Origin of the sequence: Bifidobacterium tissieri (assembly GCF_002259645.1) — a bacterium.
Classification (GTDB): Bacteria; Actinomycetota; Actinomycetes; order Actinomycetales; family Bifidobacteriaceae; genus Galliscardovia; species Galliscardovia tissieri.
Window position 1 is genome coordinate 128,910 of the sequence record NZ_MWWV01000002.1, and the last position, 14,772, is coordinate 143,681.

Below are 14,772 nucleotides of genomic sequence, written 5' to 3' on the forward strand. Positions count from 1 at the left end.
ACGGACGTTGTGAAGCCCCAAACCGTCCGTACACCACTACGAATCGCGTATTTCGTCTTGTTCAGCCCGTATTTTTCGTCGACTCGGCCGTCGTCTCAGCGAGCGCAAGCGCACGCCGAGCCACGTACGACCATGCGGCCCTGCACGGTCTCCAGTCTGGACTGCGGCGGCTCCTCGCCGGCGCGCTTGGCCTGGATCTGCTCGTAGAGCATGGCAAACGCGCGCTCGCCCATATCGTTGAAGTTCTGCCGATAGCTGGTCAGCGCCGGCTTCCATAGCGGCGCGAACTGACGGTCGTCAAATCCGACCACGCTTACATCTTCGGGCACACGACGGCCCGCCTCACGCAGACCGTTGATCACGGCGATCGCGGTCTCGTCGTTGCCGGCGAACACAGCGGTCACGTCACTGCGACGGCCGAGCGCGCGACCGGCCTGCACCGCCTCCTCAAGATCGGTGGACGACACGCGCACGATCTCCGGAATCGGCACGCACGCAGCCACGAGCGCGTCACGCCAGCCGTTGGTGCGCGTATTGCCACTCGGACCTTCGGCACGGGCCACATGAAACACCGTCTGGTGACCAAGCTTGAGCAGATACTCGGTCATGGCACGACCACCGTCACGTTCGGAATTGATGACCTGGTACGGCCCCTCCCCCGCGTTGCCGCCGACGATGACCAGCGGCATGTCGTCGGGAATGTATCGCAACGCCTCGGCACCGGCACGATCGTATTCGTATACGATCACGCCGGCCGGATTCGCGCCGAGCGCCATCTGCACCATCTGCTGCACCTCATCGAGACGCTTCTCACTCAACGAGGTGACGGCGAACAGGTAGTTCTTCTCCTGCGCACCGTGTTCCACGCCGATGTTGGTCATGTTGGTGGAGAACGTGCCGGAGTTGGCAGCGAACACCATCACGGAGTCCATTTCCTTGTTCGCCAATGCGCGAGCGACGATGCTGGGCTTGTATCCGAGCAGTTTGATGGCCTGCGCGATGCGCTTGCGCTTCTCCTCGTTCACGTTGGCGGTGCCGTTGAGATAGCGCGACACCGTGGGCGCCGACACCCCTGCCAGTTTGGCGACGTCCTTGATCACCGGCGTGCTGCGCTGCGCGTTCCTAGGCATGAGGACTCCTTCATGTGCTCTCCGACGACTGGTGACATCCGCGTATTGTCTGTACCTTTGACGTACTCGCATGTACCCGCACGTTCCAATAAACAACGAACGGCATGAAATCGTTTCAGATCCCATGCCGAAAGTCGAACTGATACTGATTATTTCAAGTCATACTGACATGTTCGCAATCGTTGCAATCGGTTGCCTCCATGTCAGTATGACTCTCCCGTACGGCGTCGAACGCCGATCGGGCCGTCTGGGATTCTGATCCCTAGGCTTCCTTGGCCGCCTTGAGCGCCGGGGCGACGGACACCGCCGGATCGAGCAGCGGAATCAGCGTGCACTGCGTGGCGTGGTAGAGGTCGGACTTACCGGGCCATACCGTGTCGAGCACGGCGCAGATGCGACCGGAGACGAGTTCCTTCTCGAGGGCCTTGTGGTCGATCACGATGCCACGGGCGGAGTTGAGCAGCAGGGCACCATCCTTCATGAGGCCGAGCTCGTGCTCGCCGATCATGTTGGCGGTCTGCGGAATGCCCGGGGTGTGGATGGAGACGATGTCGGACTCGCGGAAGACGGTGTCGAGGTCCACCTTCTTGGCGCCGTACTGGGCGGCCTCCTCGTCGGTGAGGTGACGACTCCAGGCGATCACGTTGAAGTCGAACGGCTTGAGCATCTCCATGAAGTCGCGGGCGATCTGGGCGGTGGCGGTCACGACGCCGATGGTCTTGCCGTAGGTGCCGGCGTCGGCGTAGTTGACCTCACGATTGATGTAGGCGCGCTGCTCGCCGTACTGATGCTGGGAGAGCGTGTAGTCCTTGCTTTCCAGCAGAGCGACACCGAGGCAGTACTCGGCCACGGGGATGGAGTTGGCGGCCTGGACGTTGGTGGCGAGGATGCCGCGTTCCTTGGCGATCTTGCGGGCATCCTCGGTCAGACCTTTGTAGGCGACGCCCTGAGCGGCAATGATGACATTGAATTTCTCGGACATGACGCTCCTTTGCAACGGTCTTTGCACACACGACGTCGATATCAGATTCCATGAAAGTGATTTCTTGATTTCATGATTTGCGAGACCTTGAAATCATTACGATCGCCGTTTTCAAAACCGATTATATGAAATCGGTTTCAGATACGCAACCCCGACACGTCGTGACAATGACGCCATTCATACGCACCGGCTGAGCATCGCCTCGCTCCGGACCACCATCCCCAATCGACATGACACATGACATGACAACACGACATGACAAAGGGAGGGCAGCCATAGGCTACCCATTTGGAATTTCAACGGCCCAAATGACCTTTTGAGTTGTGTGATTTTTTGACGCCTATCGGTCACCGGCGAGGAAGGGAATCACGCAGAATCACGTCGGGACGCCCCTGCAGGAAGATCAGGCGACGGCCAGAACCACATTCATCGCCGCCAGCAGCGACAACATCATCGCATCATGGCACGCTTCGCATCCTCGCGTAGCGCGCCACGTTTTCACAGTTATCGTTACTGCCGGACCGGAGCCACGGACCCACGTACCACCAGCTGGGTGGGCATGGTCACATCAATACCGAAGTCATCGAGACCGATCTTGACGGCCATATGGCCCATATTGCCGAAGGGGGCATGCACGGTGGTAAGCGGCACCATCAGATCCTCGGCGTAGGGCATGTCATCGAATCCGCCGACCGACACGTCGTCGGGCACGGACTTGCCAAGCTTGCACAGTGCGGCGATCACGTACAACGCCAATTCATCGGTGACGGCGACGACTGCGGTGCAATCGTGAACGGTCGGGAACATGGCCATGGTATTGGCGATCGAGGCGGCCCGATCGATGTCGAGCGGAATGGTGCAACGCGGATCGAACTCGATGCCGGCCTCGCGCAACGCACGCAGGAATCCGTGGTATCGGGACATTAACACACTGGAGTTGCGACGCAGTCCGGCGAACATGAATCGACGGTGGCCGAGCGAGATCATGTATTTTGTCAGTTCATACATGCCGGTTTCGTTGGCGTAGTCCACCACCGCGATCTCCCGCAACAGCCGCATACGAGGCCTGGCGAGCACCACCAGACGCGTTCCCACGGATTTGAACTTGTCCACATAATCGTTGAGCACATCGTCGATCGGGTCATCGATCACATCACTGGCGGTAAGCACCGCCAAGCGGGGACGTTGGGAGAGCAGATCATCGAGAATCGGCTTGGGCTCGTCCCATTTGCCACCGGTGGATGCGATGCGGAACATCATCTTGCGATCGGACGTCTCACGTTCCACTCCAGCGGTCATCTCGCTGTAGGTACCGCCGGAGATGTGGTCCACCACCAGAGTGACGGAGTTGGGAGGCGTGGTGAGGGCCAGTGCATGTGCGTTGGGCACGTAGCCGAGTCGTTCGATGGCTTCCTGGACCTTTGCTCTGGTGGCGTCGGAGACCCTGGCGTTGCCGCGCATCACACGCGACACGGTAGCCGCGGAGACGCCGGCCGCCGCGGCGATGTCACGAATATTGACACTGCTGGTACGTGCCGGACCCGAATGGCTGCGATGACGAGTGCCGGTTTCTGATCTGGTATCCGAGGTTCTCGATCCGACATCCGACGATTGTGCATCGTCCAACTGCTTTCGATTCACGTTCGTCCCCTCTCGTCTTCCGTTTCAGATCGTTGTATGGTCTCAGACCCGCGCAGAGAGCGCAGGGGTACCGGCCGAAATCCCATAGAAACCAATGTCATCCAATATACGGACATCCCCTTCCCCTAGTGTGATCACACTAACGAAAGAGGATGTGCCATGATCGTTGAAATTTCAACGAATGTGACTCTTGCCAATCCGTTAGTGTGATCACACTAAGGGAGAGAGTTGTAGTGTGATCACACTAATTCTCAGTGAACTGAGCCCACTGATCCTGCAGCTGCTTGAACATGGAGCTCCAGTTCACGCCGGTGGTATAGGGGGCGAGGGTCTGATCGGCTTCCTCGACGACCTTGGCGGCGGCCTTGTCATCAAGCAGCTTGTCGGGTAGGGATGCCTCGACGTACTGGGTGGCGTCGGCGACGGCCGAGAAGGAAACGGAATCAATGGCAACAACGGAACCACCAATGGCAACTCCGTCAACAATGCCAACGGCTCTGGCAACGGATCCAAGAACGTTTCCGGCGCCAAGACGAATGGCTCCACGCTCAGCCGTACCGGTAGCGCCGTGGCCGGCATCGCGATCGCCACGATCGTGCTGGTCGGAGCCGGTGTCACGCTGGTGATGCGCAAGCGTCAGGCCTGACGGTATTTGATTCGGAGTCCGAATCTACTTCCGTGGAACCAGATTCCTGAACACGCCATCATCTGATCAAGGGTGGGATGTCGAGCAATCGGCGTCCCGCCTTTTCGCGTTCGAGGCCCTTCCCCGCTGCTCCTACATTCGAATCGGAACTGTCGCAGCACTTGAAGACTCCAATCCTTTCACGATACCGGCCGTATCAGCACACCACCTCGGACATTCGTACAGAACTCAAAGACCGCCCCCCATTGAACCGACGCCCTCTCGTCGGACTCCCGACAAGACCATCCCGCCTCGGGATACATTCGCCCGTCGACAAACGTCGTGCCGTTGACATATTATTGTGAGCGCTAACAAAAGGACAATATCCAGCGAAAACCGGAGAGCAGTCACGTCCAACGCACGACAACAGAGGAGACCATCATGAACATCGCAAAGAGCATGCTGCACGGACTCGCCATGTACGGATCCTCCATCGCCAGCACGAACGCCGGCATGGCCAATCGTCACCTTATGGAGGCAGTCATCGATCTGGCTCACGAAGACCAGCGCTGACGACCATCAACGATCAAGTCGATCACGTTTTCGACGAACCCGTCCCACACCTGCCGCCAACACACCAATAGATCCGCCTCTACATCGCAGGAAAACACACCACACGGTCCGCAATCATAGAGCGATCCGCCGGTCGCTATCACATATGACAGGCGAGGCGGCGGAAAGAGAACGGAAGGGTATCCTCCATCCACGGCCGGACAATGGCGTTCGCCCTTTTTGTCACTTGTGGTTTCGTAACCTCTTTCTCATTACCCGCAGTTTCACAGTCCCCTCCCCCACGCAAGACTTACGCACAACGGCCGCCGAAGCCCCGCCGAACGGTCCGCACGGCTCCTCGAAGATCGGAAATACGGGCCCAACAGGACGAAATCCTTAATTCGTAGTGCGTTACGGACGTTTTGAGGCTCAGCAGCGTCCGCAAGACACTACGAATCGCCAAAACCGTCTTTTTCAGCCCGTATTATTGCCGAGCAGGCGGCCCAAAGTCCCGGAGACAGCGCCCAATACAACACGCCACCGCACCGCTGACATCACCGCACCGCCACGCAATTCAGCGGCGCGACAGCACAACACACAACATCGCAACAACGCGGGAACGCTAGCTCGTATACCCTCGTCACCGCTTCATAACTTGATCGTACCCCGCAAAAAGTGAGCCCTCACATCACAAGCAAACGCAGCGGCCCGCCCGCACAAAAACCTTGTAACTTCAAGGAGTTCAGGACTTCAAGCCGCGACACGCCGACAGATCGGCACAATACCAACCACTTGGTAGGTTTCTCTGCGCCAGCGCTTGCGCAAATCGTGCCGATGCTCTATCGTTATTCATGTCAGCCAAACAAGGCGGACAACAAACAAGCAGAAAAGGGAACAGCAATGAACATGAAGAACAGCATGATGCGCAGCCTGGCCCTGTACGGCGCTTCCGTGATGGCCGGTTCCTGCAGCAAGATGAACCAGACGGTCATCGATCTGGCCCGCGAGGCAGAAGCCCGCTAGAGCACACCACGCGCCTCAAGAACGGCGCATAACGCATAACACACATACGCATAAGACTTAGACGACAATTTACAAAGACTAGATAGCAAGACTTAAGGAGAACATCATGAACATCAAGAAGAGCATCCTGCGCGGCATGGCCCTGTACGGCGCTTCCGCTATGACCGCCACCCCGTCCACCAGCAAGCAGATCTTCGACAGCATCCAGTCTCTCGAGAACGACGCCCGCTGAGCGACGCCAGATACCGCAAACACCGAATAAACGAGTAACCGAATACAACGAGTAAGGAACGATAATGGACATCAAGAAGAGCATGATCCGCGGTCTCGCCCTGTACGGCGCCGCCACCATGACCGCCACCCCGGCCGCAAGCAAGCAGATCTTCGATTCCCTGCGCGGACTCGAGAACGACGCTCGCTGAATCCTGCAATAGCGTCAGCATCGGAATGCTGCGCGTATCACCATCAACCGATTCAACACCGATTCATTCATCATCAATCAAGGAGTAGCAATGAGCTTCAAGAACAGCATGAAGAAGACCCTGGCCCTCATGGGCGCCGCCTCGCTGACCGCATACAACGGCCGCACCTACCAGCAGATCGCCGAGTCCGCCCTGAGCGACGACGAGCGCTGAGCCGGGCTAGTCGAGAGTAAGAACCACAGCAACAGGCATCCCCGAGGTCTACGATCATCACGATAGTAAACCTCAACCACAAGAGAAGAAGAACAGGAAACTGCGGACAATGACGTTCGTGTTTTCTCCGTCGCATCGCCAGTCGAAAACCACGCCCAAGCGCATTTGGGTGAGATTCCGGCCGACAGTACGTAAATCAAGTCCGCGCGAGTACGAGATCGCGCAAATCAAACCTGTCCCTGCGCGAGACCGCGCAATAGGGCGATTTCATCGCGGTGGGTGGTCGGCGTCAGTTCCTTGGTTTCCAGGATCATCGGCAAGGTGTTGAGCCTGGGATCGTTGACCATACGTGTGAAGAACGGTAGACCAAGTGCGCCGTCACCGATGTTCGCGTGACGGTCCTTATGCGAGTTCAGTCCGTTGATGGAGTCGTTCGCGTGAATGGCCTTGAGACGATTCAGCCCGATGACTTCATCGAAATTCGCAAGCACGGCGTCGAAGTCGTTCAGCAGATCGTAGCCGGCGTCGAACACGTGGCAGGTGTCGAGCGTCACGCCTACCAGAGACTCGGATTCCACTCCGGCTTCTTCCGGCTCCCCCGTTTGGATCGGCGTCTTCGTCATGGCCGACGTCTGTGGTTGCGTCAGACGTTCTTCGATACCGCTGATGATCGCCGCGATCTCCTCGAAGTTGCGACCGCATTCGGTTCCCTTGCCCGCCATGGTCTCCAGCAGGATCGGCACGACGACCTCGCCGCTTTCGGCGAGGTCGTTCAGTACGCGACTCAGGCTTTCGGCGATCAGCCGGCAACCCGTTTCGGCGCCTTGGCCCACATGCGCCCCCGGATGCACATTGAGATAGATCGGCTGGCCCGCCCGCCGGATTGCGGCCAAGAGGCGCAGGTCCTCCTCCATCGCGGTGATGGCGAACTCGCGTTTGGACTCGTCCTTCGCCGCGAAATTGTAGACATAGGGCGCGTGCGCCACCAATGGGCCGTAGTGTTCGGACCGTAATTGCTCGCCCAGTTCTCGCGCCCCCTGCTCGGTCAGCGTCTTCGACCGCTTGCCATACGGCGAGCGCGGGAAGAACGCAAATGTGGTGCCGCATTCCTCATGCGATCGTTCCAGTAGCTTCCCCCAGCCACCGGACGTCGACAGATGCGATCCGATGAACAATTCCCGCTTCGTTTCCGCCATGGCTTCCTCTTTTCATTCCACAGATACATTCCGCAGGACTGTCGTCAGTATGCCCGAAAGCGTGGTCATCGATAGCGAGGATCACGAGCATGCGGCGGAACGGCACTCACGACACACGGTTGCTGAAATCGGTTTCATGAGTTATGGTGAAGGTGTTGGGACAAGCAAGAGGAAACGGCGTGTCGCATGAGAATGGGCGGAACGAATTCAGCGAGGTCCACTTGTGGGCGCCCTGTACCCGCGGTGTCATTGGTGCCGCGTGGGTTTGTCGTTGAGTTGGACGTGGTAGTCGTCGATGATGTCCGCCAGCGTGATGGAGCGCATGGCCCCGGCTGTGGCGTGTTCGATCTTCTCGTAGGAGGGGGCGAGCGTGGCGTGGATATTCCGCGCCACGGGGCATGACTGTCCCTTGTATTGGTGGACGCCGATCATGGTGGCCAATCCATCGGGTTCGACGGCGTTCTGGATGTCGAGCAACGTCACATCCTTGGGGTCTTGGATCAGGTGTGCACCGACGTTGCCGCGTTGGACATCGATGATGCCGGCTTTTTTGAGCGCGGCGAAGAGCGCTCGAATGCTTGCAGGGTTGCAGCCAGTGCTTTCGGCCAGCAGCGTGCTGGTGACGCGGTCGTCGCTGCCGGCTTCGTTCATGAAGATGAGGCAGTGCACCGCCACTGAGCATTTCATGCTGATATGCATGTGTCCTCCCGTCCTTCGTGCCGTCGTCCCATATGTTCAGGCGTTGCGACGCTGCTATGTTGACGATATCCCGGCGTCACGATATGGTTTAATGTAATTCTAAATATTACATTACTGGGTCGTCGGAAATCCAACACCTGCGGAATCGAAGAAAGGACGCGCCACCATGCGAGCAGCGCAGATCAACCGTTACGAGAAAGACGTCGCCAAGGCCATTGCGGGGGTTGAGGTCAACGAGATCCCCGAACCGTCCATCGGCGACCGCGACATACTGATTCGCGTCAAGGCGGCGGCAGTCAATCCGCTGGAATTGCTGGTCGTCACCGGCGGAGTCAAGCTGATCCAGGATTATCCGATGCCGGTCACGCTCGGCAACGAGGTCGCCGGCGTCGTGGAACGCGTGGGCGACGCGGTGCGCGGATTCCAGCCGGGTGATCGCGTGTATGCCCGCACGCCGATCGACCACCCCGGCGCGCTCGCTGAATTCGTCGCATTGCCCGCCGACGCCGTGGCACCGATGCCCGAGGGCTATGATTTCGACGAGGCCGCGACCATCCCGCTCACCGGTCTGACCGCGTGGCAGGCGTTCACGGAGGTTCTGGACGCCAAGCCGGGGCAGGGCGTCCTCATTCCCGGAGGCTCGGGCAGCTTCGGACGCATGGCGGTGCCGATCGCCAAATCGCTGGGGCTGGACGTCACCGTCACCGGTAACGAGCGCTCGCGCGACGAGATTCTCGCCCTCGGCGCCGACAGGTATCTCGACTACCGTGCGGAGAATTACTGGCAGGCCGGCATCGGCGTCGACTACGTGATCGATACACTCGGACCGGCCGAGTTCGACCGTGAGCTGTCCGTGCTGAAACCCGGTGGTACGTTGCTCAGCTTGCGTGGCGTGCCCAACAAAGCATTCGCCGAACGCATGCAGATGCCGTTCCTCAAGCGCACGCTGTTCTCGCTCGCCGGATCGAAGCTCGACAAGAAGGCGCAGGCGCAGGGCAAGCGGTACGAATTCATCTTCGTGCGGGCGGATGGTGAACAGCTGCGTCATGTCACCGACATCGTGAAGGAGCGTGATGTGCGCCCCTCCATCGACCCGCACATGTTCCGTCTTGACGACATTCAAGCGGCGCTCAAGCTTGTCGCCGGCGTGGGAGGGCGCGCGTCGGGCAAGGTCGTGGTCCGGTTCTGATCATTGGGTAATTGACGAACGCGAATGAAAGGGAGTGGATTGGCAATGCCTATCGCCATTATCACCGGCGCAAGTTCCGGCCTTGGCCGGGCATATATTGATGCGATCATCCGTGAGTGCCCGGAAATCCGGGAGATCTGGATAATCGCTCGCAGCAAAGGCAAACTCGAACGAATCGCCTCTGAATATCAGAGCGTTCGCATCGTGCCGGTTTCGCTCGATCTGACCGATTTGCGCAGCTTTGACGAACTGCGTGACAGGCTTGACGCCGCCAAGCCGCTTATCCGTATGCTTGTCAGCAACGCGGGCATCGGTGCGAGCCGGCCGTTCGCTGATGAGGATCCGCAGCGCCTACTGCAGTTGGTGCAGCTCAACGTCATGGCGGCCACGATGGTCACGCGCCTATGCCTGCCGTACATGCAACGCGGGTCCATGATTCTGGAGACCGGCTCCATTCTTGGAGCCTCACCGGTGAGCAATCTGGCGGCATACAGCGCCAGCAAGTCCTATGTGCGCGCCTTGTCCGTCGTGCTGCGGCAGGAACTCAAGCCGCACGGCATCCATGTCACCGTGGTGCAGCCAGGACTGATGGATACGCCGATGCTGTCGCGTGGTTCGGAACCATCCGCCGATGCGGTCTCGGACGCGGGGCCGGGGAAGCGGACGTCGCTGCCGGTACTGGACCCGCGTGACGTGGCGGTCGGTTCAATCCGTGCAGTCAAGCGAAACAAGGCCATCTACCTGCCGCATCCGTTCAACAAGTTGCTCGCGTTTCTGGCCAAGATCCTGCCGATCACGTTTGGCGTATCGGTCGCGAACATGTGACCATACGCTGACTGCCGCGGTTCAACGGCGTCGGTGAAGATGCTCGATGCGGCGTGAATGCCGGCTTGGGTGAAATCTACTGAGTGAGCTCTACTGAAATGCCAGCTGATGCTTCCGTACCTTCTTGAGGTAATTTTTCTTGAAGCGCGTGCCGACCCGGAAAAACGTTCGTCGGTCGCTGTCTGTTCGTGATTCTCGTACTTGAGCGCAGTCAGTTCGATAGTGCAGATGAAATGCCGGGGGATTACCCCCGGCATGGTACACCGTCATCGACGTCTACTTATCGCCGCTCTACTGTCCGTCTCGCGCCACGAGCTGGCCGGTGGAGTGATTGGCGCGGGGGCAACGGCGGCGCACGGCGAACCAGCGCACAACCAGGATACCGATGACAAGTACCACGACCGAGACCGAGACAATGCCGATCGTGAGCATGCGCACTGGACTGTCGTAGTCGGTGGCGTCCGGTTCGACGGGGTTGGGGATGCGGTGACCGCGCACAAGCAGGCGATGCGTGTTCACCCCGTACGGCGTGCAGGTGATCACGGTCGCGTAATCCTTGCCGTCCTCAATCGCGAGATTGTCAAACTGGTTCGGCAACACAACGCTGATCTTGTCCACTTGGTAGGTATAGGTCTCACCCAGCACGTGGAACGCGAACGTGTCACCCTTTTCGAGGGTGTCGAGGCCGGTGAGCAGCTTCGCGCTCGGCAGTCCGGTATGCCCGGAAACGACCGCGTGCGTGGCCGCTCCGCCCACCGGCAAGCTGCTGCCCTCCAAATGACCGATCGCGATCTGCAGAACACTCTCGTCCGTACCGTGATACACCGGGAACCGTACCTTGAGCTTCGGAATCGTCACATACCCCATGACGCCCGTGCCCGACACGTCCAACAATGACTCGTACTCGACTTTCTGCTCCTTGGTAAGCATCCATCGGTCCGCGGTTGTTGGCAATTTCGTGTTGTACGCATGCGCGGCGTCCAGCATACGTTTGCGTTCGGTTTTCGACAGATCTTCGGTCTGTTCGATGTACGTGGCCACCGCGCGCGACTGATGCATGCGATTCCACCAGTCCGCCACCGTGGGGTACGCCAGCAGCGTCAGTCCTACGACGAGCACCATCGCGAAGAATGCGGAGATGATGCGCGAGACTGTATCCGTGGCCTTTTTGCGATGGGTGGCCATGCTGATTCCTTCCATATGGTCCATATAGATTGACCCCTCTTAGCCGAGGGAGCATCGTTTTGCTTTCCCTCAAGGTTGAGGGGAGCTAGCAGTGAAGCCAATTGAGAGGAGTTCACGAAGCTCCCGCGATCCACTACTTCGCCCTGTGCCTGCGGCGTATGAAGAGGATGAGCCCCAGTCCGCCGAGCGTGCCGGCGCAGATCGCGGCGATGCCCACGCTGGCGCCGGTCTTGCCAAGCAGTGGGGTGTTATTGCTCGGTGGGGTCGTCGGCGGCGTGTACGTGTTGGTGATGGTGACGACGTCGTTCTCGCGATCCGTCAGCACGGTGTAGCCGTCCGGCACGGTCTTCTCAACCACCTGATAGTCATGACCGACCGGCAGATCGTTCCATTCATGGGTCCAGTTGTTGGAGGCGTTGAGCTCCACTTCGTCGATCACCGTGCCGTCCTGCAACAGTTGCACGACGATTTTGCCCGGACGGTTCGCGGCGGAATCACCCTTCCAGACCTTGACCACCTTCTTCTTGACCGTTTCGGTGGGCGGTGTGGGAGGCGTGGTCTCGCAGTCGTTCTTCGGCTCGAGGGTGACGTCCATGGTCATGGCGTCGGCGTCGGCCACCGACTTGGATGGCAATGCGACCAGCACGTACGACGGGCCGCAGGTGATGGAGCCATCGTCATAGCCGTCGATGAGGACCAGATAGAGGCCCTTGGGAAGGCCGGAGAATCGGGCACCGCCGTTGGCGTCGGTGGCCGCGGTGGCGGCGGCCGTCGGCTTGTTCCTTTCGATGAGACCGACCAACGTGGTGGCGAACCGCTGATAATCAACGGAACCTCCGCTGTTCAGCAGCGACCAGTCAAGCGGGTACTTGCCGCTGTCTGAAAACGGGCTGATCGTCGTAAACGTATTACGGTCGGAGTTTGGCGCCCAGTCGGCCACATGGTACAGGTTGACCGTCGCGCCCGCGATCGGCGTGCCCGCGTTCGCATAGTCGACGGTGATGGAGCCGGTTCGGGCCTCGGCGCCGGACGTCTCGTCCGCGAGCGCGGGAACCGGCATGAAGCCCGTCAGGAGCATCGCGACGGCAAGCATCAGCGAGCAGACCGCCGCAAAGACACCGCCCGCCGCACGCGGGGCATGGGCCAGCGCGCCTCGCGCCTGCGCCGCGCCGCGGTCCTGGCCGCGGCCTTGCGCACGACCGTGGGTGTGACCTTGATCTGCGTGAATCATCATCGTTCTTTGCTTCAATCTCTTCGTTGACTTACCATTTCCGATTCGGCCGGCAGCGGCGGTGATGCCGCCCCGCCTTCTGGCAGAAGCGGGCCGGCATCACCGGATCGGCCGATCAGCGCATCGGCATATCAGCCGCGATCAGCGGGACGCGTTGCGGCGGCGCAGGCCGAACCACAGGCCCGCAGCGGCCACGCACACAGCGCCGGCCACGTACAGGATCGTGGTGCCGATGCCACCGGTCTCCGGAAGGTTGGAACCCTTCTTGTTGACGACGTCAATGCTGCCGCCGTCCTTGTTCGTATCGACGGTGAAGTCGTTGATCTCCTTGCCGTTCAGGTCGGTGAACTTCAGCGTCTTCAGCTGCGGGTCGTCCGCGGTGGCGTCATGCTCGGCGACGATTTTGAACTCGAGGCCCTCCCAGGTGTTGTAGCCGGCCGGGGTGGTGGTCTCCTCGAGCTTGTACTGGCCCGCGTCCAGACCAGAGAAGTTGAACTGGGTCATGGTGTCGCCCTTGATCTCCTCGCCGACGGCCTCGTACTTGCTGGAGTCCTTGTTGAACTTGTACAGGGTGAAGCCGGCGCCTTCGAGGGCCTCGTTGTTCTCGTCGACCTTGTTGGCCACGATCTTGAACGTGAACACGGTGACGACGTCCTCCGGGGTCTTGCCTTCGCCCTCGCCGTTCGGGTTGTTGGAGAAGGTCAGGTCCACCTTGTTCGGGTTGCCGGCGGAGCCAATGACCGCGTTCTCGTTCAGCGTGGCGTTGTACTCGACCACGATCCTGGTGTCCTTGTCGATGGCCGGGGTGTTGGCGGCATCCGCGGCGGCGGCCTGCTTGAGATCGGCGAACTTGAGGGTCAGCACGGTGCCGCCCTCGTACTTGTCGCCGGTGCCCTCGTAGGCGGCGGTGGCGACCGTGTAGCCGTCCTTGTCTGCGGAGTCTGCGGCAAGCTTCTTGATCTCGGTCCTGGTCTGCGCGTCGCCAGCGCCCTTCACCGCGTACACCTTGATGCTGTCCTGATCCAGCGTCAGGCCCTTGGACAGGGTATCGGTGAACGTGTAGGCGTAGGTGGTGTAGGCGTCGTAGTTGCTCGGCAGGGAGCCGGTCAGCTGGAAGGCGACGGTGTCGTTGATGTCGTGGTCGGCGGAGTCGGACCACTTGTCGTCGTTCGCGTCCTTGTCGTCGGTGGCGGAATCGTTGGTATCCCACACCTTCTTCTCAACGGTAGGCACGTCGGCCTTCGGCTCGACGGTCACGCTCTTGACCACCTGGAGGATGAACTCGGTGTAGGCCTCGGTCTTGTCGCCGAGGGAGTCGTCCTTGTCCTTGACCAGGTAGTAGCCGGCGTCCAGACCGGAAATCGTGTAGGTCTTCGCGCCCTCGTCGTACGCGCCGGTTCCGGAGGTCGTCTCGGTCAGGTGGGCGGCGGCGACCTTGGCGAACGCGGCCGCGTTGTCCGCGGTCAAGGCGGCGGCCACGTCGGCGGCGCCATTCGCGCTAGTAAACGTAGCACCAAGCGTGGCATCCTGCTTCAGCGCGGCGAGCAGTTCGCTACCCTTGACGCCGTTGCCCCAGCTGATGTTGGACAACGTGACGTCGTTGCCCTTCTCGGACAGGTCGCCGGCGAACACCTGATATGCCTCGAACGTGTGGTCCTTGGTGACCGGCTTGGTCTGCGTGCCGATGGTGATCGAATACTCTCCCGCCGCCATCGCCGTGACAGGCGCGATCAGCCCCGTGAATAGCATCGCCACGGCGGCGATGAGGCCGAATACGGCTTTTCCTATCTTCTTCATGATTACTCCTTCGAGTGTTCTTTGTTGTTGAAATCCTGATGGTTCCGAGTCGGCGCAGCCGA

Annotated in this window: 16 protein-coding genes; 8 read left to right on the top strand and 8 right to left on the bottom strand. The window is 59.9% G+C overall.

Going from position 1 to position 14,772, the window contains the following annotated elements:
- Window positions 1-95: 95 nt before the first annotated feature.
- From BTIS_RS01390 to BTIS_RS01400, 3 genes are all read right to left on the bottom strand, one after another.
- Entirely contained in the window at window positions 96-1,130 is a 1,035-nt protein-coding gene (locus tag BTIS_RS01390) for a LacI family DNA-binding transcriptional regulator (protein ID WP_094661945.1), read from the bottom strand.
- A gap of 262 nt (window positions 1,131-1,392) precedes the next feature.
- Window positions 1,393-2,112 (bottom strand): NAD(P)-dependent oxidoreductase, encoded by a 720-nt coding sequence (locus BTIS_RS01395; RefSeq protein WP_094661947.1) that lies wholly within the window; start codon window positions 2,110-2,112, stop codon window positions 1,393-1,395.
- A gap of 510 nt (window positions 2,113-2,622) precedes the next feature.
- Window positions 2,623-3,753 (bottom strand): LacI family DNA-binding transcriptional regulator, encoded by a 1,131-nt coding sequence (locus BTIS_RS01400; RefSeq protein WP_094661949.1) that lies wholly within the window; start codon window positions 3,751-3,753, stop codon window positions 2,623-2,625.
- A gap of 235 nt (window positions 3,754-3,988) precedes the next feature.
- Here BTIS_RS01400 and BTIS_RS11815 point away from each other — a divergent pair, with 235 nt between their 5' ends.
- The 6 genes from BTIS_RS11815 to BTIS_RS12185 all read left to right on the top strand — a co-directional run bounded on the left by BTIS_RS11815 (window position 3,989) and on the right by BTIS_RS12185 (window position 6,588).
- A complete protein-coding gene (locus tag BTIS_RS11815) occupies window positions 3,989-4,144 on the top strand; it encodes a hypothetical protein (protein ID WP_158216805.1) in 156 nt (51 codons plus the stop codon).
- Window positions 4,145-4,819: 675 nt separating this feature from the next.
- Window positions 4,820-4,951, top strand: coding sequence for a hypothetical protein (locus BTIS_RS12165; protein ID WP_275542035.1), 132 nt, complete (start codon window positions 4,820-4,822; stop codon window positions 4,949-4,951).
- An 879-nt stretch (window positions 4,952-5,830) separates the two neighbouring features.
- Window positions 5,831-5,953 carry a hypothetical protein gene (locus BTIS_RS12170; RefSeq protein WP_263390639.1) on the top strand — a complete coding sequence of 41 codons (123 nt, stop codon included), beginning with the start codon at window positions 5,831-5,833 and terminating at the stop codon, window positions 5,951-5,953.
- 106 nt (window positions 5,954-6,059) lie between these two features.
- Window positions 6,060-6,185 (top strand): hypothetical protein, encoded by a 126-nt coding sequence (locus tag BTIS_RS12175; protein ID WP_275542036.1) that lies wholly within the window; start codon window positions 6,060-6,062, stop codon window positions 6,183-6,185.
- A gap of 64 nt (window positions 6,186-6,249) precedes the next feature.
- On the top strand, window positions 6,250-6,375 hold the full coding sequence (locus BTIS_RS12180) for a hypothetical protein (RefSeq protein ID WP_258185461.1): 126 nt from the start codon (window positions 6,250-6,252) through the stop codon (window positions 6,373-6,375).
- Window positions 6,376-6,465: 90 nt separating this feature from the next.
- A complete protein-coding gene (locus BTIS_RS12185) occupies window positions 6,466-6,588 on the top strand; it encodes a hypothetical protein (RefSeq protein WP_258185460.1) in 123 nt (40 codons plus the stop codon).
- A gap of 227 nt (window positions 6,589-6,815) precedes the next feature.
- Here the strand turns inward: BTIS_RS12185 and BTIS_RS01405 are convergent, their stop codons facing one another.
- The gene (locus tag BTIS_RS01405) at window positions 6,816-7,784 is read right to left on the bottom strand and encodes a deoxyribonuclease IV (protein ID WP_094661951.1); all 969 of its coding nucleotides are present in this window, start codon (window positions 7,782-7,784) and stop codon (window positions 6,816-6,818) included.
- A gap of 246 nt (window positions 7,785-8,030) precedes the next feature.
- Entirely contained in the window at window positions 8,031-8,483 is a 453-nt protein-coding gene (locus BTIS_RS01410) for an RrF2 family transcriptional regulator (protein ID WP_094661954.1), read from the bottom strand.
- A 166-nt stretch (window positions 8,484-8,649) separates the two neighbouring features.
- Between BTIS_RS01410 and BTIS_RS01415 the strand changes: the two genes are divergently transcribed.
- Window positions 8,650-9,672, top strand: a complete 1,023-nt coding sequence (locus BTIS_RS01415) for an NADP-dependent oxidoreductase (protein WP_094661956.1) — start codon at window positions 8,650-8,652, stop codon at window positions 9,670-9,672.
- Window positions 9,673-9,717: 45 nt separating this feature from the next.
- Window positions 9,718-10,497, top strand: a complete 780-nt coding sequence (locus BTIS_RS01420; protein WP_158216806.1) for an SDR family NAD(P)-dependent oxidoreductase — start codon at window positions 9,718-9,720, stop codon at window positions 10,495-10,497.
- Between the two features lie 291 nt (window positions 10,498-10,788).
- Here the strand turns inward: BTIS_RS01420 and BTIS_RS01425 are convergent, their stop codons facing one another.
- From BTIS_RS01425 to BTIS_RS01435, 3 genes are all read right to left on the bottom strand, one after another.
- A complete protein-coding gene (locus BTIS_RS01425; RefSeq protein WP_245819195.1) occupies window positions 10,789-11,682 on the bottom strand; it encodes a class C sortase in 894 nt (297 codons plus the stop codon).
- A 133-nt stretch (window positions 11,683-11,815) separates the two neighbouring features.
- The gene (locus tag BTIS_RS01430) at window positions 11,816-12,916 is read right to left on the bottom strand and encodes a Cna B-type domain-containing protein (RefSeq protein WP_094661962.1); all 1,101 of its coding nucleotides are present in this window, start codon (window positions 12,914-12,916) and stop codon (window positions 11,816-11,818) included.
- Window positions 12,917-13,054: 138 nt separating this feature from the next.
- The gene (locus BTIS_RS01435; protein ID WP_094661964.1) at window positions 13,055-14,710 is read right to left on the bottom strand and encodes an isopeptide-forming domain-containing fimbrial protein; all 1,656 of its coding nucleotides are present in this window, start codon (window positions 14,708-14,710) and stop codon (window positions 13,055-13,057) included.
- Window positions 14,711-14,772 lie beyond the last annotated feature (62 nt).

Excerpts from the sequence above, each read along its gene's own strand:
- BTIS_RS12165 (WP_275542035.1), top strand. The coding sequence starts at position 4,820 with ATGAACATCGCAAAGAGCATGCTGCACGGACTCGCCATGTACGGATCC.
- BTIS_RS01410 (WP_094661954.1), bottom strand. The coding sequence starts at position 8,483 with ATGCATATCAGCATGAAATGCTCAGTGGCGGTGCACTGCCTCATCTTC.
- BTIS_RS01435 (WP_094661964.1), bottom strand. The coding sequence starts at position 14,710 with ATGAAGAAGATAGGAAAAGCCGTATTCGGCCTCATCGCCGCCGTGGCG.
- BTIS_RS01430 (WP_094661962.1), bottom strand. The coding sequence starts at position 12,916 with ATGATGATTCACGCAGATCAAGGTCACACCCACGGTCGTGCGCAAGGC.
- BTIS_RS12185 (WP_258185460.1), top strand. The coding sequence starts at position 6,466 with ATGAGCTTCAAGAACAGCATGAAGAAGACCCTGGCCCTCATGGGCGCC.
- BTIS_RS01425 (WP_245819195.1), bottom strand. The coding sequence starts at position 11,682 with ATGGCCACCCATCGCAAAAAGGCCACGGATACAGTCTCGCGCATCATC.
- BTIS_RS01395 (WP_094661947.1), bottom strand. The coding sequence starts at position 2,112 with ATGTCCGAGAAATTCAATGTCATCATTGCCGCTCAGGGCGTCGCCTAC.
- BTIS_RS01405 (WP_094661951.1), bottom strand. The coding sequence starts at position 7,784 with ATGGCGGAAACGAAGCGGGAATTGTTCATCGGATCGCATCTGTCGACG.
- BTIS_RS01390 (WP_094661945.1), bottom strand. The coding sequence starts at position 1,130 with ATGCCTAGGAACGCGCAGCGCAGCACGCCGGTGATCAAGGACGTCGCC.
- BTIS_RS01420 (WP_158216806.1), top strand. The coding sequence starts at position 9,718 with ATGCCTATCGCCATTATCACCGGCGCAAGTTCCGGCCTTGGCCGGGCA.
- BTIS_RS12180 (WP_258185461.1), top strand. The coding sequence starts at position 6,250 with ATGGACATCAAGAAGAGCATGATCCGCGGTCTCGCCCTGTACGGCGCC.
- BTIS_RS12170 (WP_263390639.1), top strand. The coding sequence starts at position 5,831 with ATGAACATGAAGAACAGCATGATGCGCAGCCTGGCCCTGTACGGCGCT.
- BTIS_RS12175 (WP_275542036.1), top strand. The coding sequence starts at position 6,060 with ATGAACATCAAGAAGAGCATCCTGCGCGGCATGGCCCTGTACGGCGCT.
- BTIS_RS01415 (WP_094661956.1), top strand. The coding sequence starts at position 8,650 with ATGCGAGCAGCGCAGATCAACCGTTACGAGAAAGACGTCGCCAAGGCC.